Origin of the sequence: Cedecea sp. (assembly GCF_036500665.1) — a bacterium.
Classification (GTDB): domain Bacteria; phylum Pseudomonadota; class Gammaproteobacteria; order Enterobacterales; family Enterobacteriaceae; genus Cedecea.
Genome location: NZ_DASYBS010000051.1, coordinates 1 through 23,960, shown reverse-complemented (window position 1 = coordinate 23,960; position 23,960 = coordinate 1). Strand labels below are relative to the sequence as shown.

The window sequence follows — 23,960 nt, the reverse complement described above, 5'->3', positions numbered from 1 at the left end:
TCGATGCGGCTGTTTATTGCGGAAAAACCAAGCCTTGCGCGCGCGATTGCCGACGTGCTGCCCAAACCTCATCGCCGTGGCGACGGGTTTATCGAATGCGGCAACGGCCAGGTGGTGACCTGGTGTATCGGTCACCTGCTGGAGCAGGCACAGCCGGACGCCTACGACGGGCGCTATGCCCGCTGGAACCTGGCGGACTTGCCCATCGTGCCGGAAAAATGGCAGCTACAGCCGCGCCCTTCAGTGACAAAACAGCTTAATGCGATCAAAAAGCTGCTGGCTCAGGCAACCGAAGTGGTTCACGCCGGTGACCCGGATCGTGAAGGGCAGCTGCTGGTGGATGAGGTGCTGGACTACCTCCAGCTTGCGCCGGAAAAACGCCAGCAGGTGCAGCGCTGCTTGATAAACGACCTCAACCCGCAGGCTGTGGAGCGGGCGATTTCCCGCCTGCGCGCCAACAGCGAATTTATCCCGCTTTGTGTGTCAGCCCTGGCCCGCGCCCGCGCCGACTGGCTCTATGGCATCAACATGACTCGCGCGTACACCATTCTTGGCCGCAACGCAGGTTATCAGGGGGTCCTTTCCGTTGGCCGTGTGCAGACGCCGGTGCTGGGCCTGGTGGTGCGCCGCGATGAAGAGATCGAGAACTTCGTCGCCAAAGATTATTTTGAAGTGAAAGCCCATATTGTGACGCCTGCCGACGAGCGTTTTGTCGCCGTCTGGCAGCCGAGTGAATCCTGCGAGCCGCATCAGGACGAAGAAGGGCGTTTACTCAACCGCAAGCTGGCGGAACACGTTGTGGCGCGTATCAACGGCCATCCGGCCCTGGTGACTGCCTATAACGATAAACGGGAATCGGAAACCGCACCGCTGCCGTTTTCGCTGTCGAGCCTGCAAATTGAAGCGGCAAAACGCTTTGGGCTGAGTGCCCAGAACGTGCTGGATATCTGCCAGAAACTGTACGAAACCCACAAGCTGATTACCTACCCGCGTTCCGACTGCCGCTACCTGCCCGAAGAGCATTTCGCCGGGCGCCATGCGGTTTTGAACGCTATCAGCGTGCATCAGCCGGATTTACTGCCGCAGCCCGCGGTAGATGCCGACCTGCGTAATCGCTGCTGGGATGACAAAAAAGTCGACGCGCACCACGCCATAATTCCTACCGCCCGCAGCTCTTCTATTTCATTAAGTGAAAATGAGGCTAAAGTTTATGGCCTGATAGCCCGTCAATACTTAATGCAGTTCTGCGCTGATGCGGTGTTCCGCAAATGCACCATCGATTTGGATATCGCCGGCGGCAAATTTATTGCCAAAGCGCGTTTCCTCGCTGAAGCAGGGTGGCGTGCGCTTCTGGGCAACAAAGAACGCGATGAGGAAAACGACGGCACGCCGCTGCCGGTGGTGGCGAAGGGTGACGAACTGCTGTGTGAACACGGTGAGGTCGTTGAGCGGCAAACCCAGCCGCCGCGCCATTTTACGGACGCGACGTTGCTGTCGGCGATGACCGGGATTGCGCGCTTTGTGCAGGATAAAGATCTGAAAAAGATCCTGCGCGCGACGGACGGATTAGGCACCGAAGCAACGCGAGCCGGGATCATCGAACTGTTATTTAAACGCGCCTTCCTGGTCAAGAAAGGGCGTTATATTCATTCTACGGACGCCGGGCGGGCGCTGATCCACTCGCTGCCGGAACTGGCCGCAAGGCCGGATATGACCGCGCACTGGGAGTCGACGCTGACGCAAATCAGCGAAAAGCAGTGCCGCTATCAGGACTTTATGCAGCCGCTGGTGCAAACGCTTTATAACCTGATCCATCAGGCGCGAACCACGCCGGTGCGCCATGCATTTGAGGGCATCAAAGCCCAGGATGACGGTAAAAAATCGAAACGTTGGGCCAAAAAAGAGGGAAGTGATGATGCCAGTAAAAAGCCTGCTCGCCGCCGCCGCGGTACTAATGATGAGTCTGCCAGCGATGGCGGTGCAGCACCGTCAGCCTGACGTTGACGTGATGGTGCCGCCGGAAGTGTTTACCAACAGCAACCAGCCGCAGACGCCGCCCTGCAACCAGTGCTGTATTTATGAAAATAAAAACTACTCTGAAGGCGCGGTCGTCAAAAGCGAAGGTATTCTGCTGCAGTGCCAGCGCGATGAAAAAGTCTTGGGGACTAATCCGCTGGTCTGGCGCCGCGTGAAGCCATAAACGCCGTTAGCAGAGGGACATCCGCCGGGGCGAGGGCATAGCCAAACGCTTCCGGCGGTTTACACCATACCAGTTCGCTGTGGCAATGGGCTATTAACTCGCCGCTAAATGTTGCGACGTGCCAGGCGTGCAGATGAATCACCCTGCCGGAGACCTCGCGCCGATGGCTGGCAACGTAGCCGCCTATTTGTGCCGCAATCCCCAGTTCTTCCCGTAACTCTCGGGCCAGCGCCTCGGGCTGCGTTTCACCGGCGTCCACTTTGCCGCCGGGAAACTCCCAAAGCCCCGGTTGATCGCCTGATTCGGGGCGACGTGCCAGCAAAATTTTTCCTTCACGCTCGATAATAGCCGCGACAACATCAAGGTTTTTTAGCATCGGTGTCCATTCTCAATGGGGCAGGCGTGGCATAATACCCGCCATCACATCCGATCAGAAGAGTGACTGAACAATGGAAACGAAATGCGCGCCCTGGATTGCGCCGCTGAAAACTTTGCCCAAAAGCCTGCGCCCGATTGTGGCGATGCAGGAAAAACATTTTGGCGCGGTGCTGAACCCGACCCGCTGGTGGGGAAGGCTGCCCTATTTATTCTGGCTGGTGGCGCTATTTATCGGTTTTCTGGAAAGACGTCGGGCAAAAATAGACCCGGTAACCCGCTCGCTGGTGATGACCAGGGTGTCGCAGCAGTGCAGCTGTGAATTTTGTATCGACGCGAACGGCCTGCGCCTGGCGGAACGCAGCGGGTCGATGGAGAAAGTGTTGGCGGTGGCCAACTGGCGCAGCGAACCGGGTTTCAGTGAGAAAGAGCGGGCCGCGCTGGCCTACGCCGAAGCGATGACCGCCACGCCGCCGCAGGTACCTGACGAACTCAAACAGGCGCTTAAGCAGCATTTCAACGACCAGGCGGTGACAGAGCTTACCGCCCTGATTGCTTTTCAAAATCTTTCTGCCCGCTTTAACGCCGCGCTGGATATCCCATCGCAGGGGCTGTGCCCGACGAACGGGAAAAAATAAATGTTCGACAGCTATCTTCATCCGCGTATCAAACCCGCCCTTAACTGCCTCGCCGCTGCGTTGGACAAACCTGGCATAACGCCGGATCGCCTTACGCTGGCGGGCTTTGCCCTGGGCGTGCTGGCGCTGCCTTTCCTGGCGCTGCAATGGTATAGCCTGGCGCTGATCGCCATTGTGTTTAACCGCCTGCTTGATGGCCTGGACGGCGCGCTGGCAAGGCGAAGAGGATTAACCGACGCGGGCGGTTTTCTCGATATCGCGCTGGATTTTCTGTTTTACGCCCTCGTGCCGTTTGGTTTTATCCTCGCTGACCCGTCGCAAAATGCGTTCGCCGGCGCGTGGCTGCTGTTTTCGTTTATCGGCACCGGCAGCAGTTTTCTGGCGTTCGCTGCCCTGGCGCAGAAGCACGACATCGCCAACCCGGGCTATGCCCATAAGTCGTTTTACTATCTGGGCGGGCTGACGGAAGGCACCGAAACTATCCTGCTGTTTGTGCTTGGCTGTCTGTTTCCAGGTTGGTTTGCCTGGCTGGCGTGGATCTTTGGCGGACTGTGCTGGCTCACGACGCTGAACCGCGTCTGGGGCGGGTATAAGACGTTAAAACGGCTGGGGAAATCCGCAGATTAAGACCCCTCACTCTCTCCACTTTAAGGAGAGGGTGAGAGGCATAATCCTCAAGCCAGAATCAGTTTGGCTTGCGCTCGCCGCTCACCACAGGGTTCTTCGGATCGGCGCTCCATTCATACCAGCCGCCGTCGTACAGGCCGACGTTCTTCCAGCCCATGGCCCGCGCATACATGAGCGTTTCTGAGGCGCGCCAGCCGGTGCCGCAGTAGAAAGCAACGTGCTGATCCGGCGTGATATTCCAGGTTTTCCACATGGCGGCGATATCGTCCCCGGTGCGCATGGTGCCGTCCGGATTATGGAAATCTTCCATATGCGTGGAGTCAGATCCCGCGTGGCCCCAGCGCGCGCCCGCAATTTCGCCTTTTGGCTTGATGTAGCTGTAGCCGCTGGTGGTGCCGATAAATTCAGGCCAGGAACGAATGCTGACCAGGGAAGCATCTTTGCGATGCAGCAGCGCCCGGGCCTGTTCCATGTCCAGCATCAGCTGCGGCTGGCCTGGAATTGGGGCACCAAAATCGTCAGCCGGAGCCGGTTGGGGCGGAAGGCCTCGTTCAACAGGCAGCTCCGCCGCGCTCCAGGTTGTCCAGCCGCCGTCCAGCAGGCGCACATCTTTCACTCCGGCATACAGCATAATCGCCGCTACGCGCGCCGCAGCATAGACGTCACGGCCATATAAAATGACCGTGGTATCGTGCCGGATGCCGTGCTTCGCCAGCATGGCTTTCAGCTTGTCGTCGGACACTTTGTTCCACAGCGGCTCGCTTTCAACTTCTTCGGTGTTGATGTAGCCCGCGCCGGGAATATGGCTGAGCAGGTATTTTTTCGGCGAACCCCAGCCCGCTTCAATCACTTTCCAGTCCCCGGCAGGCGCGGCGGTCACCGGCTTTTTATTCTGCAAATTGTGGATCCACTGCGGGTAAACCAGCTGCTCAAAATGTGCCAGTTTTTGCAGGCGGGAAGGATCCTGCAGCCCGTCTTTGAGCATTGAAATCTGGGTAAAGCCCAGTTTTTCTAAGCGAGCTTTAACAGTCTGAGCGTCGTCACCGTACAGCGCCATCAATCCAGACTTGTTCAACTGATGCTGTTTAGCCCACGTTAAAAGCTGTTCGTCGCTCATCAGCGTCAGCCACGATGCAGAGAGATTCAACGCGGCAGGTTCATGGCCGCCGACGGCGTTTACGGTTTGCGGCCAGCCGTTGTAAAACGCGCTCGGACGGGTGTCGATCACCACGCCGTTTTCGGCTTTTACGCTTGAGAGGTTCATTTCAGCAGGCATCGCGGCGGCCAAAGTGATATGGGACAGCCCGGCAAGTAGCAGGGCGGTGGTTAACTGAGAAACACGTTTCATCTAATAACCTGAAGGATAGCAAAAGAGCCGCCAGTTTAGTCACCGTGGGTTCTCGCTTCTTTGCGATATCTCATGTTCGGTGGGCTAAAGCTGAATAACCTGGCTGCGATCAGGAATATCCTGGGCATCGTGGGTGACCAGTACCACCGGCAGCCCGAGCTGGTTGGTTTTTTGCCAGACAAATTCGCGGAAACTCTGACGCAGCGGCAGATCCAGCCTGGAAAAAGGCTCATCCAGCAGCAGGGCTTCAGGCTCGGCAAGCAGGGCGCGCAGCACGCTGATTCGCGCACGCTCGCCGCCGGAAAGCGTAGCGGGATCTCTGCGTTCACAGTTTGCCAGCCCGGCATTTCCCAGCACCTCTGCGACAAGGCGTTGTCGCGACGAGCGCCCTTTGATATTAGCCGGTACCGCCATCAGCAGGTTTTGCCCAACGTTGAGATGCGGCAACAGCAGGGCGTCCTGGAACAAGATCCCGATACGACGATCTTCGACTGGCAGCATTTCAAGGCTGCGCTGGTTAAGGAGAAGCGTTCCGCTGGCACTGAACGGCGGGAGTAAATCGCCGATCATCCAGTTCAGGAACGTTGATTTGCCCGCGCCAGATGGCCCCATCAGCGTAACCACTTCACCGGGAACGGCATTGAAGCTGATACTTTCCAGCAGCGGCTTGCCGTCGCGCAATATTGAGCAGTTCCGTACGCTGAGCATTAGCGTAATCCTCTTCTGTGGGAGCCAACGACGCGACTAAGCCAGGCGGTGGCGATAAACATCAGCATTGGCAGCAATGTTTGCAGCAGGGCCTGAATAGCAGACTGCTGCGGATCGCCGCCGCTGCTGAGCGCTACCGCTTCCGTTGTTACGGTGGCGAAGCGACCCGCTCCGGCATAAAGCGTAGGTAAATATTGCGCGATGCTCACCGAAAAACCAACCGCCATCGCCGCCAGCAAAGGGCGAGCCAGCAGCGGGACTTTGGTGAGATACAGAATTTTGCCGGGCGACCAGCCAAACGTCCGTGCCGCGAGCACCAGGCGCGGATCGATTTGCTGCCAGGCGGGCTTCAGGATCAGCAGCGTGTAGGGCACGACCCATAAAAGATGGCTCCAGATAAGCGCGAGCCATGTCCCTTCAAGCCCCAGCCTGAGCAACAGTTGATACTGCCCGGCGGCCAGCGGCAGCGCGGGAAGGAAAAGCGGAAGGAAGAGCCAGCCATCGTAGCGGCGAGGGCAGCCCTGTAGCCAAAGTAGCACAATGGGCAACGCGAGAAGGGCGCTGATAAGCCCCGCAGCAAGGCCTGTCCACAGCGGCGCAAGTTCTGCCTGCCGCCAGCCGCTTAGGGTAAGGTACTCCGGAAATAGCGCGGGGTAAAACCAACCTTCGGCGAAGCACCAGACTGCCAGCATCAGGACAGCCGCGAGAGCAAAAGCTGAAAGCGCCCGGCTTACCCCTTCACCAATGAGAGTGATGCTCAGCGGATGACGTTTTCCTGAGAATTGTGTGCTGCGCTGCTTTATTCGTTTCCACACCACACGCCCGCAAATAACAACACCTCCGAGTATCAGCAGCAGTACGCCGGATGCGGCAAGCCCCATGTGCTGGCGGGAGATGTCGCTGTCCGTTAGCCATTGCCAGGCCAGCACGGCGTACGTCGGTGGGTTACCGGGACCCAGTATCAACGCTACATCCACGACGGACAGGCTGTAGGCAACCACGGCCACCAGCGCCCAGCCCAGGCGTGGCAAAAGCTGCGGCACGAGCACAAATAGACGCGACTGAAGCTCGCCGTAGCCGAGCGTTCTGGCGAGCGTTAGCTGTTGGCTCAGCCGTTCGCTTTGCAGCTGCGCGGCCGAGAACCACAGCAAGAACCAGGCTTCCTTCAACGCCAGCATAATGCCGAGGGCAACGCCGTAGTTATCCGGCGGCAGAGAGAGGCCGAGAAGGCGAGTCAGCCAGCCGCTGTCTGAAAACAGAAAGTAAAAGCCGCTGGCAAAAGCAACGTGCGGCAAGGCCAGCAGCAGCGGAAGACGTCGGAGATAGCGCTGCCAGCGCGCGCCGGGAAACAGGCCGCAGATGATGATTAACGCCAGCAGCAATGCGCCGCCGGCGCTGATAAGGGTGGAGGTAAGCGTGGCAAGTAGAGCTGCGGGCCACTGTGAGTCCTGCCAGAGGGCAAGCCAGGTTTCACCCCTTAGTAAAGGAGGAACCATCAGGGCAAGCCCTGGCAGCACAGGGATAAACACCAGGCCTGCCGCCAGCCATCCGGCAAGCGTAAAGCTGCGGCTCATCGGGATCCGTAGCGCTGAAGCCATGCCTGTTCGATGGCGGTGACCCACGCGGCGTGCGGTTCGGCAAGGAAGGGAACCGGACGCTGGCTTTTTGGCGCCAGCTTTTGCAGCTGTACTTTTTGGCTCTGGGGCAGCGCCTCGCCGTTCAGCACGCTCGCATCTCCCCAGACCGCCGGGTCAGCCTTACGAATTTGCGCTGCCGGGGACATCAGGAAGTTGGCAACCACCTGCGCACCGGCTTTTGCGCCGCTGTTCGCCGGGATAGCGACAAAATGCACGTTACCCAGCATACCTTCCCGGAAGCCAAAGGAGACTGCCGACGCAGGAAGTTGGCGGCGGGCAATCAGATTGTCCACGTGCGCCGGGTTAAAGGTCACGGAAAATAGCAGCTCGCCGTCGGCCAGCATACGATCCATTCGCGCAGGCGTCGGCGGGAAGGCTTTGCCTTTCTGCCAAAGGTAAGGATGCAACTGGTCGAGGTAGCGCCAGAGCGGGGCGGTGACCTTTTCTACGCTCGCCGGGTTGGGCGCGGTTTTCAGCGCGTCCGGTCGTTCGGTCAGCACAATCAGCAGCTGCTCCAGAAACGCCGTGCCGGTGAAGTCCGGCGGGCGCGGGTAGCTAAGCTTGCCAGGGTTAGCTTTGGCGAAATCCAGCAGCTGCTGTGCATTCTGCGGGAACTCGGGCGTGCGTTGCTTATCGCCGATAAACATCAACTGCGCTCCCCCCCAGGGGGCTTCTGCGCCGTTAACCGGCACTGAAAAATCCTCGCGCACCGGCTTATTAAGGTCGACATACCGCCAGTTTGGCAGGCTCTCAGCCCAGCTTTCGCTGAGTAAACCTGCCTGCTTGAGCACGCTAAAGTTTTCACCGTTGACCCAAAGCAGGTCTACCGAGCCGCCGTTTTTTCTGCCTGCCGCCGCTTCGCTTTGAATACGCCTGACCGCATCGGCCGCATCCGCCAGCTTCACAAGCTTGAGCGTCACGCCGTAGTGAGTTTTTACCTCATGGCTGACCCAGTCCAGGTAAGCGTTAACGGCGGGATCGCCGCCCCAGGCGTTGAAATAAACCGTCTGGCCGTTCGCCTGCTGACGGACCTCTTGCCAGCGTTGAGCGTGAGTGGCGGCGCTAAAGCCGACCAGCGACAGGGCAAGCATCAGCGCCCGCATTCCAGGAATAAAGCGTTGCAAGAGAGTGTCCTTAAAACGTTATTGAGCGGTGAGTCTGACCAGCCAGCGCGAGGCCAGCGGCAGCAGCCCTAACAGGGCAAACATCAGCATCATGCCGGGCGAGAGAACATCGCTCAGGCTTTCCAGCTGGCTCAACTGCCTGCCGGTGTTGATTTACACCACGATGGCGGGCAGCATGCCCAACAGGCTAATTACGGCATAGCGGACCACGCCAATCGGCGTCAGCCCCATTAACAAATTCACCAGCACAAACGGGAAGACCGGCGCGAGCCGCAGGGCAAAAAGGTAATGACCGCCATCTCGCTGTACGCCCTGGTTGACCTTTTCCATCATGCGCGAGAAGCGGCGCTGAACCCAGTCCCGAAGCAAATAGCGGCTGATGAGCATGGCCACCGTGGCGCCTCCGGTTGCGGCGAAAGCAACCAGCAGCGATCCCTGCACAAGACCAAACATCGCGCCGCCCAGCAGCGTTAACAGCGTAGCGCCCGGAATGGAAAAAGCCGCAGTAAAAAAATAGCAGAAGAAAAAAGCGCCTGCCGCCAGCACAGGATGCTGTGCGTGCCAGTGAACAAGCTGTGCCTGAGAATGCTGAAGCGCCTGCAGGCTCAGGGTTCCCGGTGGCAGCAGGAAAAGAAAGAGCGCCACGGCTATCACCAGCAGGGCGAAGATTATCTTACGCACGCGTAATCCTTTTCTTTTGCTTGCCCATCGTCATGCAAGCTCCGACCCCGTAAAGGCGTGGAGTATAGCGAAGTGTTTATTCCGGAGTGCCTGAACTCTTCCACTTCTTGAGCCAGGTCATGAAGTGGATACAGGCTTATACATTTTGACCCGGCGCTGGACATATTGCAGATACACGGCAGCGGTTAAATGACGCCTCTTGCCACCCACGATTGAGGAATCACCATGTCTGCCAAACTCGAAAAAGTGCTGTATACCGCCCACACCACCACCGTTGGCACCCGCAGCGGGCACGGCCGTTCGGACGACGGCAGCCTGGACGTGCAGCTCAGCACGCCGGGGTCCGGCAAACCGGGGACTAATCCGGAACAGCTTTTTGCCGTCGGTTACTCCGCCTGCTTTATGGGGGCGATTGGGCTGGCGGGGAAAAAACTGGCTATCCGCATTCCGGAGGAGACCGCTGTCGATGCCAGCGTCTCGCTGGGTAAAGTGGATAACGACAGCCACTTTGCTCTCGCCGTCACGCTCAACGTTAAGCTGCCGGGACTAAGCGAAGCCCAGCGCGAAACTTTACTGGCAGCGGCCCATGCAACCTGCCCCTATTCGCGGGCGATTACCGGCAATATCGAGGTGACGTTGCTTTCGCAAGGGTAATGACAAAACGCCTTCGCTAGCAGGGGGCGTTTAGTTTTTGAGCCGGGCTCTTTTTATCAGCCAGTGGGAAACCAGCGGCAGCAGGCCAATCAGCGCAAACAGCAGCAGCATGGCGGGAGAAATAATGTCCCGCAGGCTTTCTATCTGGCTAAGCTGGCGGCCGGTGCTGATGTACAGCACGATGGACGGCAGCAGGCCGAGTAGCGTCACCACCGCGAAACGGACGGCGGAGATGGGCGTTAGCCCCATCAGCAGGTTGATGATGGAGAAGGGCAATACCGGCACCAGACGCAGGGCAAACAGGCACTGCGTGATATTGTGCTTAATGCCCTCGTTAATCTTCGTCATTCTCGCGGAAAAACGCCGCTGCACCCAGTCGTGCAGCAGGTAGCGGCTGAGCAGCATGGCCACCGTTGCGCCACTGGCGGCGGCGGTGGCGACCAGCACGGTGCCTTCAATCAGCCCAAATAGCGCGCCGCCCATCAGCGTCATAATGCGCGTGCCGGGAATGGAAAGGGCGGAAATCAGGAAATAGCCGAGGAAGAAGGCACCCATCACTAGCGCCGGGCGCTCCGCATGCCAGAGACTAAGCTGAGCGTGATATTTCTGCAGCGTCGCCAGACTAAGGGTGCCCGGCGGCAGCAGGATTAACAGCGAGATGACCAGCGTGGCCAGCAGCAAAAACAGGATTTTACGCATTCTGTTCGCGCCTCGTCAGGGGGAAAAACCGCATCTCGCTGTCCTTGTCTGAAGATGTGTCGATCTTCAGTATTTCCCTTACCGCTTAAACTGCGCCCAAACAGGGGCGTGGTCGGACGGTTTTTCCATGCCACGAATGTCGTAGTCGATCCCGGTTGCCACGCAATGCGGCGCCAGCCCCTGGCTTGCCAGCAGCAGATCTATACGCAGGCCGCGGTTATCGTCGAAGCCTTTTGAGCGGTAGTCAAACCACGAGAATTTGTCCTGTGTTTCCGGGTTGGCGTGGCGATAAGTGTCCACCAGGCCCCAGCCGAGCAGGCGAGCCATCCATTCACGCTCTTCCGGCAGGAACGAGCATTTCCCGGTACGCAGCCAGCGCTTGCGGTTTTCTTCCCCAATGCCGATGTCCAGATCGGTCGGGCTGATGTTCATGTCGCCCATGATAAGCACCGGGTTTTCCGGGCGCAGTTCACCCTGCAGGAAGTCCTGCAGATCCTGGTAAAACTTGGTTTTGGCCGGGAACTTGGTTTCATGATCGCGGCTTTCGCCCTGTGGGAAGTAGCCGTTGATCACCGTGAGGTTGCCAAATTCAGACGGGATTTCCGCCATGATAATGCGACGCTGAGCGTCTTCGTCGTCGGTTGGGAAGCCTTTACGCACCGCAATCGGCTTCTCTTTGGTCAGCAGCGCCACGCCGTAATGGCCCTTCTGGCCGTGATAAAACACGTGGTAGCCGAGTTTCTCCACGTCTTCCAGCGGGAACATATCGTCGTGCACTTTGGTTTCCTGCAGACCGATAACGTCCGGCTGATGCTGTTCTACTATGGCTTCAAGCTGATGAGGACGGGCGCGCAGGCCGTTGATATTAAAAGAGACAAATTTCATAGTCGCTGCCAGGTTGTCAGGTTAATTGTTGCAGGATGGTAGCAGAAAACGGCGCAGGTTGCTGCGCTGAAGCGAATCACTGCCATAGGCGCGCCTGACGGGCAGAAATAAAGCAACATTTGCACCAAAATTGATCTCAATGCGCAAAAAGGGGGCGAAAACGGCAGGCAAATCCCGAAGGCGATCACAATTCCAGCATTATATTTTACCACTGCATAATATTTCTTGTTTTCGTGTTGCGAATCAGGCGGTACGTTAAAACTATGCACTTTTTATTCATTTTATATGAATATTGAGTGTTCTTAAGTTATTGATTTTTCGTTTCACCCCCCGGTTTATGCGTTTTTATCGCTGGCTGGCACGATGCCTGCAATCTACATTTACAGCGCAAACACTCAATTATTTAACATTTAATAAACTTTTTGTTTACCGTGAGGGGTCACTATGTCGCAGTCAATTACACGCCAACATTTCGACGAATGGATGATGCCGGTTTATGCCCCTGCGCCTTTTATTCCGGTTCGTGGCGAGGGTTCCACCCTGTGGGATCAACAGGGAAAAGACTACATCGACTTTGCCGGTGGCATCGCGGTTAACGCCCTGGGGCATGCTCATCCTGAAATGCGTAAAGCGCTGGAAGAGCAGGCGGCAAAATTCTGGCATACCGGCAACGGCTACACCAACGAGCCGGTGCTGAAGCTGGCGAAGCAGCTGATCGACGCCACCTTTGCCGAGAAAGTGTTTTTCTGCAACTCGGGTGCAGAAGCCAACGAAGCCGCGCTGAAGCTGGCGCGTAAATACGCCCATGATAATTTTGGCTCGCAGAAAAGCGGCATTGTGGCGTTCAAGAATGCGTTTCACGGCCGCACGCTGTTTACCGTCACGGCCGGTGGCCAGCCCGCTTATTCTCAGGATTTTGCGCCGCTGCCGCCGCAGATTAACCACGCGGTCTTTAACGATCTGCAGTCTGCTCGTGACCTGATTAATGACGAAACCTGTGCGGTTATCGTCGAGCCTATGCAAGGTGAAGGTGGTGTAGTCCCCGCCACGCCAGAGTTCCTCCAGGGGCTGCGCGAACTTTGCGATAAACACAACGCGGTACTGATTTTTGACGAAGTACAAACCGGCGTGGGCCGCACCGGCTCGCTGTATGCCTATATGCACTATGGCGTGACGCCGGACGTACTCTCTACGGCTAAAGCGCTGGGCGGTGGCTTCCCTATCGGCGCGCTGCTGACCACCGACCGCTTTGCCAAAGTGATGGTTGTCGGCACCCACGGTACCACCTACGGCGGTAACCCGCTGGCTTCTGCGGTGGCCGGGCGCGTGCTGGAAATCATCAATACGCCGGAAGTGCTAAACGGCGTGAAGCAGCGCCATGAATGGTTCGTTGAGCGCCTGAACCATATTAACCAGAAACATCAGCTGTTCAGCGAAGTCCGTGGCTTAGGGCTGCTCATCGGCTGCGCGCTGCGCCCTGAACATGCCGGTAAAGCGAAACTTATTCTGCAGGCCGCCGCGCAGGAAGGCCTGATGATGCTGATTGCCGGCGCTAACGTGCTGCGTTTTGCGCCTGCGCTCATCGTCAGCGAGGCGGAAGTTCAGCTCGGTCTGGATCGCTTTGAACGTGCCTGTGAACGCTACCTTGCGGGAGTCTCATCATGATGGTTATTCGCCCGATCGAACGAGGCGATCTGTCGGGATTGCTTAAGCTTGCCGGGAAAACCGGCGGCGGGCTGACCTCGCTCCCCGCCGATGAAAAAACGCTGGCCGACCGAATCGAACGCTCGCTGCAGACCTGGCAGGGCGGGCTGTCGAAGGGAGACCAGGGCTATGTTTTTGTCCTTGAAGATACCAGCAGTGGCCAGGTAGCGGGGATTTGTGCCATTGAGGTGGCCGTAGGGCTGAACGATCCCTGGTACAACTACCGGGTCGGGACGCTGGTTCATGCCTCCAAAGAGTTAAATATCTACAACGCGCTGCCTACGCTTTTTCTCACCCACGATCACACCGGGGCGAGCGAGCTTTGTACGCTGTTCCTCGATCCGGCCTGGCGTAAAGAGGGGAACGGTTATCTGCTGTCGAAATCCCGTTTTCTGTTTATGGCGGCCTTCCGCGAGCGTTTTAACGAAAAGGTGGTTGCCGAGATGCGCGGCGTGATCGACGAACACGGGCACTCGCCGTTCTGGGAAAGCCTGGGCAACCGTTTCTTCTCGATGGAGTTCGCCCGTGCCGACTATTTGTGCGGCACCGGGCAGAAAGCGTTTATCGCCGAGCTGATGCCAAAGCACCCAATTTATACCGACTTCCTCTCTAAAGAGGCGCAGGCGGTTATCGGCCAGGTGCATCCGCAAACGGCCCCTGCGCGCACCGTGCTTGAAGCAGAAGGGTTCCGCTACCGGAACTATGTCGACATTTTCGACGGCGGCCCGACGCTGGAATGTGATATCGACCGCGTGCGTGCTATCCGTAAAAGCCGCCTGCAGACCGTGGCTATCGGCCAGCCCGCTACCGACGCGCTGCCGGTCTGCCTGGTCGCCAATGAAAATTACCACCAGTTCCGCGTCATGCTGATTAACGCTGACCCGAAAGGCGAGAAACTGGTTCTTGATGCCGCCACCGCCGACGCGCTGAAGTGCGCCAGCGGAGACACCGTGCGCGTGGTGCGCCTGTGCCCCGAGGAGAAAAAAGTATGACTAACTGGATTAACGGACAATGGGTTCCAGGACGCGGCGAAGCGCTGTTAAAGCATAACCCGGTGAACGGCTCGCTGCTGTGGGAAGGGCTGGTGGCGGACAAAACGCAGGTAGATGAAGCCTGTCGTGCCGCGCGTGTAGCGTTCCCCGGCTGGGCGAAGCGCCCGTTTGCCGAACGCCAGGAGATTGTCGAGCGTTTTGCCGGGCTGCTGGAAGCGAATAAAGCCGCACTCACCGAGACTATCGCCCAGGAAACCGGGAAACCGCGCTGGGAGGCCGCGACCGAAGCGGCCGCGATGGTCAACAAGATTGCCATCTCAATCAAGTCTTACCACACCAGAACCGGTGAAACGAAGACCGCGATGCCGGACGGCGCGGCAACTTTACGCCATCGTCCTCACGGCGTGCTGGCGGTCTTTGGCCCGTATAATCTACCGGGCCATTTACCTAACGGCCACATCGTGCCGGGGCTGCTGGCCGGGAACACCATTGTCTTTAAGCCGAGCGAGCTCACGCCGCGCATCGGTGAGCAGGTGATGAAGCTGTGGGAAGAAGCCGGTATTCCTGCCGGCGTGCTGAATCTGGTGCAGGGCGGGCGCGAAACCGGCCAGGCGCTGTCGCAGCAGTCGGATCTCGATGGCCTGCTGTTCACCGGCAGCGCGGGCACCGGTTACCATTTGCACCGCCAGTTTGCCGGGCAGCCGGAAAAGATCCTCGCCCTTGAAATGGGAGGAAATAATCCGCTTATCGTCGAAGATCCGCAGGATATCGACGGGGCCGTTCACGTGGCTATTCAGTCCGCGTTTATCACCGCCGGGCAGCGATGTACCTGCGCCCGTCGCCTGCTGGTGAAGCAGGGCGAGCAGGGGGATGAATTTATTTGCCGCCTGGTTGAAGTCTCTTCCCGCCTGCAGCCGGGGGAATGGGACGCCATTCCGCAGCCGTTCATCGGCGGGCTGATTTCGGTGCAGGCCGCCGAGCGCGTGCTCACCGCCTTTCAGGAACACATCGCCCGCGGCGGCAAGCCGCTGCTGGAGCCGAAAATGATCCGCCCGGGTACATCATTACTGACGCCGGGCATCGTCGAGCTTAGCGGCGTGGCCGACGTGCCGGATGAAGAAGTGTTTGGCCCGCTGCTGGCTATCTACCGCTATAACAGCTTTGACGACGCTATCCGTATGGCCAACGACACGCGTTATGGCCTGGCAAGCGGGCTTATCTCGCCGTCCCGCGAGCAGTTTGACCAGCTGCTGCTGGAAGCGCGGGCCGGGATCGTGAACTGGAATAAACCGCTGACCGGCGCAGCCAGTACCGCACCGTTTGGCGGCGTGGGCGCTTCGGGCAACCACCGCGCCAGCGCCTGGTATGCGGCTGACTATTGCGCCTGGCCGATGGCCTCGCTGGAAAGCACGAGCTTTGCGCTGCCGCAGACGTTAAGTCCGGGGCTCGATTTTAGCCGCGAGGAGCAGCCATGAAGCGCGCGCGCGAAGCAAACTTCGACGGACTGGTGGGGCTGACCCACCATTACGCCGGCCTGTCGTTTGGCAATGAAGCGTCGACTAAGCACCAGTTTCGCGTGTCTAATCCGAAGCTGGCGGCGAAGCAGGGGCTGCTAAAAATGAAAGCGCTGGCGGACGCGGGTTATCCGCAGGGCGTGATTGCTCCGCAGGAGCGCCCTAATATCGGCGTGCTCAGGCAGATTGGCTTTAGCGGCAGCGATGAGCAGGTTGTCGAGCGTGCGGCTCGCCAGGCTCCTCAACTGCTGTCTGCCGCCAGCTCGGCTTCATCTATGTGGGTGGCGAACGCGGCGACGGTGGCGCCTTCGGCCGATACGCTGGACGGGAAAGTGCACTTCACCGTCGCCAACCTGAATAATAAATTCCACCGCGCCAGCGAAGCACCGACGACGGAAAACGTGCTGCGGGCGATGTTCCGTGATACCGGGCGCTTTGCCGTACACGGCGCGCTGCCTCAGGTTGCGCTATTCGGCGACGAGGGCGCGGCAAACCATAACCGTTTAGGCGGTGAATACGGCGACCCAGGCGTGCAGCTGTTTGTGTATGGACGAGAGGATTCGAAAAGCGGGCAGGCGCCCGCTCGCTATCCCGCTCGTCAAACGCTGGAAGCCAGCCAGGCGGTTGCCCGTTTAAATCAGGTGCGGCCTGAACAGGTGATTTACGCTCAGCAGAACCCGGCGGTTATCGACCAGGGCGTGTTCCACAACGATGTCATCGCGGTTTCTAACCGTGAGGTGCTGTTTTGCCATCAGTATGCGTTTGTTGAACAGCAAGGGCTTTATCAGCAATTGGGTGAACATGTTCCCGGCTTCAAGGCTATTGAAGTGCCGGACAATCTTGTTTCGGTTGCCGATGCGGTCTCAACCTATCTGTTTAACAGCCAGCTATTGAGCCGGGCTGACGGCGGCATGACGCTGGTGCTGCCGGAAGAATCTCGTCAGCATTCCGGCGTCTGGCGTTACCTTAATCAGCTGCTGGAGGCGGAAAACCCCATCAGCGAACTGCAGGTCTTTGACCTGCGGGAAAGCATGGCCAACGGCGGCGGCCCGGCGTGCCTGCGCCTGCGGGTGGTGCTGACGGATGAAGAGTTAATAGCGGTTAACCCGGCGGTGATGATGAACGATATGCTGTTTATGACGCTGAATGGCTGGGTCGATCGCTGGTACCGCGACCGCTTAACGCAGGCGGATTTAGCCGACCCGCTGCTGCTGCGTGAGGGGCGCGAAGCGCTTGACGAACTGACGCGGATTCTGGATTTAGGTTCGGTATACCCGTTCCAGAAATAGAGGAGAAAGCATGATGGATTTTCTGGCGCAGACGCTGGCCGGCAAGGCGCCTGAACAAACTTCCGGGGAAAATACTCACCTCAGCTGGCGCTGGTGGGACGAAGGCATCCTGACGCTGACGCCGCACGAGGCGACGGGGAAGGCGTTAGTGATTTCTGCCGGGATCCACGGTAACGAAACGGCGCCGGTGGAGATCCTCAGCCAGTTGACCGACAGGTTGATCGCGGGGCAGCTGCCGCTGCAGTGGCGCACGATGATTATCTTCGGAAACCCGGCGGCCCTGCGCGTCGATAAACGCTATACCCACAGCGACATGAACCGCATGTTTGGCGGGCGCTGGCAGCAGTTCCCGGAAAGCGTCGAAACACAGCGAGCCGCAAGGCTTGAGCATGCTCTTGAGCAATTTTGGTCGCGAAGTGATGAACAAGAACGCTGGCACCTCGATATGCATACCGCCATTCGTGGCTCTTATCATCCCCGCTTTGGGGTACTTCCGGCGAGGCCGCTGCCTTATAGCGAGGCGTTTTTAACGTGGCTGGGCTGTGCCGGCCTGCAGGCGCTGGTGTTCCATCAAAAACCGGGCGGCACCTTTAGCCACTTCAGCAGCGAGCATTTTGGCGCCCTGAGCTGCACGCTGGAGCTGGGAAAGGCGCAGCCGTTTGGGCAGAACGATTTGAGCCAGTTTGCGGTAACCCAGGAGGCGATTTCAGCTTTGCTAAGCGGCGCAGAATCGCCCGCCACGGAGGCCGAGCCGCTGCGCTACCGGGTGGCGCAGCAAATCACCCGACAGTCAGAGAAGTTTGTGCTGCATATGTCCGGGCAGACGCAGAATTTTACCGCATTTCCAAAGGGGACTCTGCTGGCTGAAGATGGCGACAAACGTTATGTCGTCGCGGGGGAAAAAGAGTACGTTTTATTCCCCAACCCGGACGTTGCGCTGGGGCTGCGGGCGGGATTAATGCTGGAAGTCATTTAAATTTTAAGCAGCTCTGAATAATTGAGCTGCTTAATCATTTCGTGTTGTGCATTTATTTACAGACAATTCCTGGAAACAGGGTTCCTTCACCAGAGTGATTACTGTACACTCTCCATATTATCTTTTAAATCATCGTGTTGTTATATTTTGTTGCACTCTTTCCAGCCTTAATTCTTATTTCCTCCATAATTGACGCATTATTGTTTTATACCCTTTCAATGATTTACCAATGCCACCGCCACCTTGACGATAAGGCTCGTAAACTCATTCTCGTCAACACGGCACCGTGTTTTAAGCGAGCCGTCAATTTAATGAAAAGAGAAGGTTAAAAAATATGCGTAAATTAACTGCACTGTTCGTCGCTTCCACCCTGGCTCTGGGCGCCGCTAACCTGGCCCACGCTGCAGATGCGACTCCGGCTGCTGATGCAAAAACCGATGCGCCGATGATGCACCATAAAATGATGCGCGGCCCGATGCATGAGATGATGTTCAAAGACCTGAACCTGACCGATGCGCAGAAACAGCAAATCAAAGACATCATGAAAGAACAGCGCGGCAAAATGCAGCGTCCGTCTGCTGACGAACGCCGGGCGATGCACGACCTGATTGCCAGCGACAGCTTCGACCAGGCTAAAGCTCAGGCGCAGGTAGATAAAATGGCAGAGCAGAACAAAACGCGCATGCTGGCGCATCTGCAAACCCAGAACAAGATCTACAACATTCTGACGCCGGAACAGAAAAAGCAGTTTAATGCGAATTTTGAGAAGCGTCTGACAGAACGTTCAACGCATGAAGGTAAAATGCCAGCAGCTCAGTAAGCCTGAGCAACTAAATTAAGACCGCCGGTCTTGTTCACAATAGCGATGTACGCTGTGAACAGGACCGGCGGTTTTCTCATTTAACTCCCGGTTTCACGCGACTCCCGGAGTATAACGGCTGTTTATTCATGGGCCACGCTGGCCATACAAGTCATTTTAAACACTCAATTTCAGCAACTTACACTGAAAATTGCAGCTGACTCCTCAGATTTTGCCGCCCGCCGCGCAGAGAAAGAAATTTGCTTTGCTTCCTGACAGAAAAGTCGCTAAATCATTGTCACAAAAATAGAACCAGGGCTACAGCAACCGCCCGCGGCTGCCGATAATACTGGAGCCTGACAGAGATCCGGCGAACAAAACAGAGAACTGATGAGCGGGCCGCTGAGAACGGAAATCACCGTCCGGCGTGCCGCTCAATTTAAAGAGCAATTGCCAGGGCGTGCGAGCATCGCGCGTCCTCAGGAGTGGTGATGGAATTCTTTGATATACGAAAGGTGCCGGTGAATCTGTGGCGCAACGGTGCAGGGGAAACTCGCGAAATTTGCTGCTTTCCACCGGCCACGCGCGACTTCAACTGGCGGGCCAGCATTGCCTCTTTGGCCCATAACGGTGAGTTTCCTGTCTTCCCGCAGGTTGACCGGGTGATGACGCTGCTGGAGGGAAGCGAGATCGTGCTCGACGGTGGGAAAGCGTTCCGGCATACGCTAAAGCGCCATCAGCCGTTTACCTTTGCCGGAGAACAGCCGGTGAAAGCGGAGCTGACGCGCGGAATGTCGATGGATTTTAATATTATGACACGTCGCGATCGCTGCCGGGCACAGGTGCGCGTGGCGGACAGAACCTTTACCACTTTTGGTACGCGGGGCGGCGTGGTTTATGTGCTGAGCGGCGAGTGGCAGCTTGGGGATAAACTGCTTTCACCGGACCAGGGGGCATGGTGGCAGGAAGGCACCCATACGCTGCGTCTGTTAAAAAATGAAGGGCAGCTGCTGTTTAGCGAAATCACCTATTTGTAGCTCTGAAAGGGTTGCCGGATGCCCGGATGTTGTGCCGGGCTATTGTCTTTCTTCTTGCTGATTAACCTCTAAATGTGCTGTTTATACACGGTTTTGCTATCCCTTTCCCTTTCTTGCAATCGCTTTACAGCATCCCGTGCTGGATAAATTTCACAAGCGCGATCCGGCTCACCGTTCGATAAAAAAGTCCTATGACCCGCTGGCGGATTATTTGGTTTATTAGTTAAGTTGTATATACAAATATAGACAAAACCCGATGCAAACAGGATGCTGACATGTCAACGCAAAAGAAGCTATGCAGTCTTACTCCCGGTTCCGTTTCACTGGCCACCCTGCGAGAAATCTATCACGGCAAAGTGCTGCTGAGGCTTGATCCCGGTGCCGTTGCCGCGGTTCAGCGCGCGCTGGGTACCGTAGAGTCCATCGTCGCCCACGGTGATGTGGTGTATGGGATCAACACCGGGTTTGGCAAGCTGGCGCAAACCACCATCGCAACCGATCACCTCGCCGAGCTTCAGCGTAACCTGGTACTTTCCCACAGCGTCGGGCTTGGCGAAGCGTTGCCTGATGACGTTGTCCGGCTGGTGATGGCCAGCAAAATCATTAGCCTGTCACGTGGGCATTCGGGCGTTCGCCTGTTGGTGATTGACAGCCTTATTGCGCTGTTCAACGCGGGCGTGATGCCGGTTATCCCGGAGAAAGGTTCTGTGGGCGCATCCGGTGACCTGGCTCCGCTGGCGCATTTGTCGCTGATGCTGCTGGGCGAGGGGAACGTAAGGGTTAACGGCGAGCAGATCCCTGCCGTCGAGGGGCTCAAGCTGGCAGGCGTTGAGCCGCTGGTGCTGGGGCCAAAAGAGGGCCTGGCGCTGCTGAACGGGACGCAGGTTTCTACGGCGCTTGCGCTGCGAGGCCTGTTTGAAGGCGAGAAGGTGTTTGCTGCCGGGCTGGTGGCGGGTGCGCTGTCGCTGGAAGCGATCAAAGGTTCCGTAAAGCCGTTTGATGCGCGGATCCATCAGGCCCGCGGCCAGTCCGGCCAAATTGATGTGGCGGCGGCGGTGAGCGATCTCCTTGGCGGCAGTAAAATTGTTGATTCACATTTGCACTGCGGGCGCGTTCAGGACCCGTACTCAATTCGCTGCGTGCCCCAGGTGATGGGCGCTTGTCTGGACAACCTGCGCCATGCCGCGCGCGTTTTGCAGATTGAAGCCAACGCCGCTTCCGATAACCCGCTGGTGTTCAGTGATACCGGTGAGGTGATTTCAGGCGGTAATTTCCACGCCGAACCCGTGGCCTTTGCCGCCGACATCATTGCGCTGGCGGTTGCGGAAATTGGGGCTATTTCTGAGCGTCGCCTGGCGCTTCTGCTGGACACCGGACTTTCGGGGCTGCCGCCGTTCCTGGTGAAGGAAGGGGGGATTAACTCCGGCTTTATGATTGCGCAGGTCACGGCGGCGGCGCTGGCTTCCGAAAACAAATCGCTCGCGCATCCCGGCAGCGTCGATAGCCTGCCGACCTCGGCTAACCAGGAAGACCATGTTTCCATGGCAACCTATGCCGCACGTCGCCTGGGCGCTATGTGTTTTAACACTGCTGCCGTTGTCGGGATCGAAGCGATGGCTGCCGCTCAGGGTATTGAATTCCACAGGCCGCTTCGCAGCTCTCCGCTGCTGGAGAACGTCTTCGGTGAGATCCGTGAGCGCGTAGCGTTCCTGGACAAAGATCGTCTACTGGCGCCGGATATTGAACAGATGCGTCTTTGGGGCTGCAGTGACAGCTGGCCTGAGGCTATTGCTAAACTGCTGCCTTCCGCTGTGGCATAAATCTAAATCAGGGCATCGCCAGTTGGCCTGTAGCAACGTTGATTTCTGACGTCGCTACAGGCATAAAGCAATGCCCTGGCTGCGGTTTATCTCTCTTCCTTCACGCTCTGTAGTAAAGACGTAAACTGACCGCTATTTTCATAACCGGGATAAAGTATTTTTCTGTTATGAGTTAGCCTTGCTGAACGTTGTTTTTTTATGCAGATTTAGAGAAATCTCCCCCTCTGGCCCCACTTTTCCCCTTCAAATCAAGACATCTCCTTCGCGCCCAAACCCCGTGTCTGGTATGTAAATATTTCAAAAGAATTAAAAATGTTACTGCCATTTATTAATTCAAAGGGACATTGTGAAAATTAATCCATTAACGCTGGGGATAACCCTGGCCTTCTCACCCATGTTGCTTACAGGTGTAGTAAGTGCAAACAGTTCACCGTGGTGGGAGACATTCAGCTCTGAAGCAGGGTTTGTCGAAGCTTTGCCACACATCGGCTATAGCCTCGAAGCATTACGCCAGGATACCGATAAGGGGCTGCAAGAATCCGCCGACAGTCGCACCCCTTTATTCTGGCTCAAACGCACGATGGATATGTATCCTCCTGCAACGCCCGATCGCTATAACATGCCTGTTGCACACCATGAAACCAAAGACTGGCCTAACGGGCTTTATGCCACGATGGGTCGGGGGATATTCTTCTTTACCCGCACCTTTGGCGAAGCCGGGCAGACGGTGACCATCAACGTCGGTAATATCCCAAAAGGCGCGAGTTGCTATGCGGCGACGGGGCGAGATTTTACCAATAAAGATAAAATGTATTTGGATCAACACCTTCTCACAGCCAAAAGTGATAACTATTACACCTTTAAACAATCAGGCATTTTGCTATTAGGTTGTGGTGATCCCGACAAACAACAGAATGGACAATTTGTTCCGTTCAAAGTCAGTGGTGCAGAAAAAAGTAACCTGTTTATTTTAGGCCAAAGTACCCAGGATGACTGGCAGGCCGCTAAGACTACTGCCAGCCGTGTGGGCTTCGCGTTCCTTTATGATGGTCATGCTAATACCGTCGTTCCCAATAAGATGGCTCAGCGCACCAATGAAGTCATTGGCAAAGAACTGGGGACTAACCTTCGCACCATTGCCTTATACGAGAAGATAAATGGTATGGATGGCTCAGACCCTCTCTTTACCTCCTCGATGGGCTCCATGTTCGCAAACTATGACACCTGCTGTTATGCCGATTATCGTAATGGGTATGTGGGGATCGGATTTAGTTCCGACAAGATGCACAATGACTGGGGAGTTTGGCATGAATTAGGGCATCAGTATGAGCCAACCCGTGAAGGCTTGAATCTCTTTTCTGAAATACAAGTTAACCGATATTCGATAGAAGCCTGCCAATTGTTTAAGGGCCGTGAAGTTCCGCTGAACCAGTGTCATTCGAATATTACTGCTGAAGATGGGAATTGGGATAAGCAGGCCGTTGAAAACTTCCTGGCATCAAACGTTCAATATCAAGACTACAGCGCAATTAAAGACCTGTTTAAGCAGCTGGGTTTCTTCTCTCGTCTGCGCTTTTCTTATGGAGAGAACTTCTTCCCTAAAGTTAACCAAGCCCGTTTAAAAGCCATTCAGGCCGCACCGGGTAGTAGCCAGGGGGATAAGACAAATTACGTTCTGGGTTCGAAAGAAAAGGTGATTGACTTTAGTGTCGTGGCTTACAGCCAGGCGGCAGGATATGACTTGCGCCAATACTTCACTCAATGGGGATTACTCTTCAGCGCGACGGCAGGACAAAAAGTGGCCGATATGAAGTTACCTCAGCCGGGTGAAGAGCAAGGCCTGCAGATAAGCTTGAGTCGGGATAAGATCGCGGCCGTGGCGACCTACAACACCAGTTTCGGGTATAGCGTGACTGCCAGCAGTAATCAGGCCGATGTGAGTTATCGCTGGAAACGTATTGCGGGTGATGCCCGCATTTACACCAAAACTCAGGAAGGCGCTACGGTGGAAGTGGTTATTCCAAAAAATGTTGAAGGTGTGAGTGCGCGCTTTGAAGTGACGGCCGAAAGTCGAGCGGGGGAAGATAAAAAGAGTGTTGAAGTCCTGGCACTTTCGAGTTATTGTCAAATCTGGTGTACGGAGCAATCAGGCAACGATCTGATCTGATGTTTCGTGGACCTGTACCCCGTCCTTAAACGGGACGTTATTCACTACCAGCGTTAGCAGATTAAATCCCGGAAGCCGGTTCCAGT

Annotated in this window: 21 protein-coding genes and 1 pseudogene; 14 read left to right on the top strand and 8 right to left on the bottom strand. The window is 56.8% G+C overall.

Translation table 11 applies throughout. The features are described 5' to 3' along the window. Positions 1-3: 3 nt before the first annotated feature. Entirely contained in the window at positions 4-1,998 is a 1,995-nt protein-coding gene (locus VGM55_RS08350; protein WP_331635238.1) for a DNA topoisomerase III, read from the top strand. Continuing rightward, positions 1,955-2,200: a YnjH family protein gene (locus VGM55_RS08345; RefSeq protein WP_331635218.1), complete on the top strand. Its 246-nt coding sequence runs from the start codon at positions 1,955-1,957 to the stop codon at positions 2,198-2,200. Before VGM55_RS08350 ends, VGM55_RS08345 begins: the two co-directional genes overlap by 44 nt. Here the strand turns inward: VGM55_RS08345 and VGM55_RS08340 are convergent. Continuing rightward, a complete protein-coding gene (locus VGM55_RS08340; protein ID WP_331635217.1) occupies positions 2,166-2,576 on the bottom strand; it encodes a pyrimidine (deoxy)nucleoside triphosphate diphosphatase in 411 nt (136 codons plus the stop codon). The two genes, VGM55_RS08345 and VGM55_RS08340, sit on opposite strands and share 35 nt — an antisense overlap. A 73-nt stretch (positions 2,577-2,649) precedes the next feature. Here VGM55_RS08340 and VGM55_RS08335 point away from each other — a divergent pair, with 73 nt between their 5' ends. Next, positions 2,650-3,213, top strand: coding sequence for a carboxymuconolactone decarboxylase family protein (locus tag VGM55_RS08335; RefSeq protein WP_331635216.1), 564 nt, complete (start codon positions 2,650-2,652; stop codon positions 3,211-3,213). Then, complete coding sequence (locus VGM55_RS08330; protein ID WP_331635215.1) at positions 3,214-3,840, top strand: CDP-alcohol phosphatidyltransferase family protein; 627 nt, start codon at positions 3,214-3,216, stop codon at positions 3,838-3,840. A gap of 58 nt (positions 3,841-3,898) precedes the next feature. Here VGM55_RS08330 and VGM55_RS08325 read toward each other — a convergent pair whose 3' ends face one another. From VGM55_RS08325 to VGM55_RS08305, 5 genes and pseudogenes are all read right to left on the bottom strand, one after another. Next, complete coding sequence (locus VGM55_RS08325; RefSeq protein ID WP_331635214.1) at positions 3,899-5,188, bottom strand: rhodanese-like domain-containing protein; 1,290 nt, start codon at positions 5,186-5,188, stop codon at positions 3,899-3,901. A gap of 84 nt (positions 5,189-5,272) precedes the next feature. After that, positions 5,273-5,896: an ATP-binding cassette domain-containing protein gene (locus VGM55_RS08320; RefSeq protein ID WP_154187559.1), complete on the bottom strand. Its 624-nt coding sequence runs from the start codon at positions 5,894-5,896 to the stop codon at positions 5,273-5,275. Beyond that, the gene (locus VGM55_RS08315) at positions 5,896-7,494 is read right to left on the bottom strand and encodes an ABC transporter permease (RefSeq protein WP_331635213.1); all 1,599 of its coding nucleotides are present in this window, start codon (positions 7,492-7,494) and stop codon (positions 5,896-5,898) included. The genes VGM55_RS08320 and VGM55_RS08315 overlap by 1 nt, the downstream gene beginning before the upstream one ends. After that, positions 7,467-8,636, bottom strand: a complete 1,170-nt coding sequence (locus VGM55_RS08310; protein WP_414648226.1) for an ABC transporter substrate-binding protein — start codon at positions 8,634-8,636, stop codon at positions 7,467-7,469. Before VGM55_RS08310 ends, VGM55_RS08315 begins: the two co-directional genes overlap by 28 nt. 39 nt (positions 8,637-8,675) lie before the next feature. Then, a pseudogene (locus VGM55_RS08305) lies at positions 8,676-9,338 on the bottom strand (TVP38/TMEM64 family protein). 225 nt (positions 9,339-9,563) lie between these two features. Between VGM55_RS08305 and VGM55_RS08300 the strand changes: the two are divergent. Continuing rightward, positions 9,564-9,992: an organic hydroperoxide resistance protein gene (locus tag VGM55_RS08300; RefSeq protein WP_331635212.1), complete on the top strand. Its 429-nt coding sequence runs from the start codon at positions 9,564-9,566 to the stop codon at positions 9,990-9,992. Positions 9,993-10,022: 30 nt separating this feature from the next. On the opposite strand, the gene VGM55_RS08295 is transcribed toward VGM55_RS08300, so the two are convergent. Continuing rightward, positions 10,023-10,691, bottom strand: a complete 669-nt coding sequence (locus tag VGM55_RS08295; protein ID WP_154187557.1) for a TVP38/TMEM64 family protein — start codon at positions 10,689-10,691, stop codon at positions 10,023-10,025. Between the two features lie 78 nt (positions 10,692-10,769). After that, entirely contained in the window at positions 10,770-11,576 is an 807-nt protein-coding gene (gene xthA, locus VGM55_RS08290) for an exodeoxyribonuclease III (protein ID WP_154187556.1), read from the bottom strand. Positions 11,577-12,020: 444 nt separating this feature from the next. Between xthA and VGM55_RS08285 the strand changes: the two genes are divergently transcribed. The 9 genes from VGM55_RS08285 (at position 12,021) to VGM55_RS08245 (ending at position 23,874) form a co-directional block, all read left to right on the top strand. Then, complete coding sequence (locus VGM55_RS08285) at positions 12,021-13,241, top strand: aspartate aminotransferase family protein (protein ID WP_154187555.1); 1,221 nt, start codon at positions 12,021-12,023, stop codon at positions 13,239-13,241. Continuing rightward, positions 13,238-14,272, top strand: coding sequence for an arginine N-succinyltransferase (gene astA, locus VGM55_RS08280; RefSeq protein ID WP_154187554.1), 1,035 nt, complete (start codon positions 13,238-13,240; stop codon positions 14,270-14,272). Before VGM55_RS08285 ends, astA begins: the two co-directional genes overlap by 4 nt. Further along, positions 14,269-15,747, top strand: coding sequence for a succinylglutamate-semialdehyde dehydrogenase (gene astD, locus VGM55_RS08275; protein ID WP_331635211.1), 1,479 nt, complete (start codon positions 14,269-14,271; stop codon positions 15,745-15,747). The genes astA and astD overlap by 4 nt, the downstream gene beginning before the upstream one ends. Then, positions 15,744-17,075: an N-succinylarginine dihydrolase gene (gene astB / locus VGM55_RS08270; RefSeq protein ID WP_154187552.1), complete on the top strand. Its 1,332-nt coding sequence runs from the start codon at positions 15,744-15,746 to the stop codon at positions 17,073-17,075. Before astD ends, astB begins: the two co-directional genes overlap by 4 nt. 10 nt (positions 17,076-17,085) lie before the next feature. Next, positions 17,086-18,051 carry a succinylglutamate desuccinylase gene (astE, locus tag VGM55_RS08265; RefSeq protein WP_331635210.1) on the top strand — a complete coding sequence of 322 codons (966 nt, stop codon included), beginning with the start codon at positions 17,086-17,088 and terminating at the stop codon, positions 18,049-18,051. Positions 18,052-18,385: 334 nt separating this feature from the next. Beyond that, positions 18,386-18,871, top strand: coding sequence for an ATP-independent periplasmic protein-refolding chaperone Spy (gene spy, locus VGM55_RS08260; RefSeq protein ID WP_154187550.1), 486 nt, complete (start codon positions 18,386-18,388; stop codon positions 18,869-18,871). A gap of 470 nt (positions 18,872-19,341) precedes the next feature. Then, positions 19,342-19,887 (top strand): environmental stress-induced protein Ves, encoded by a 546-nt coding sequence (ves, locus tag VGM55_RS08255; RefSeq protein ID WP_154187549.1) that lies wholly within the window; start codon positions 19,342-19,344, stop codon positions 19,885-19,887. Positions 19,888-20,162: 275 nt separating this feature from the next. Then, positions 20,163-21,707 carry a histidine ammonia-lyase gene (hutH, locus tag VGM55_RS08250; RefSeq protein ID WP_154187548.1) on the top strand — a complete coding sequence of 515 codons (1,545 nt, stop codon included), beginning with the start codon at positions 20,163-20,165 and terminating at the stop codon, positions 21,705-21,707. 346 nt (positions 21,708-22,053) lie between these two features. Continuing rightward, positions 22,054-23,874, top strand: coding sequence for a M60 family metallopeptidase (locus VGM55_RS08245; RefSeq protein WP_331635209.1), 1,821 nt, complete (start codon positions 22,054-22,056; stop codon positions 23,872-23,874). Positions 23,875-23,960 lie beyond the last annotated feature (86 nt).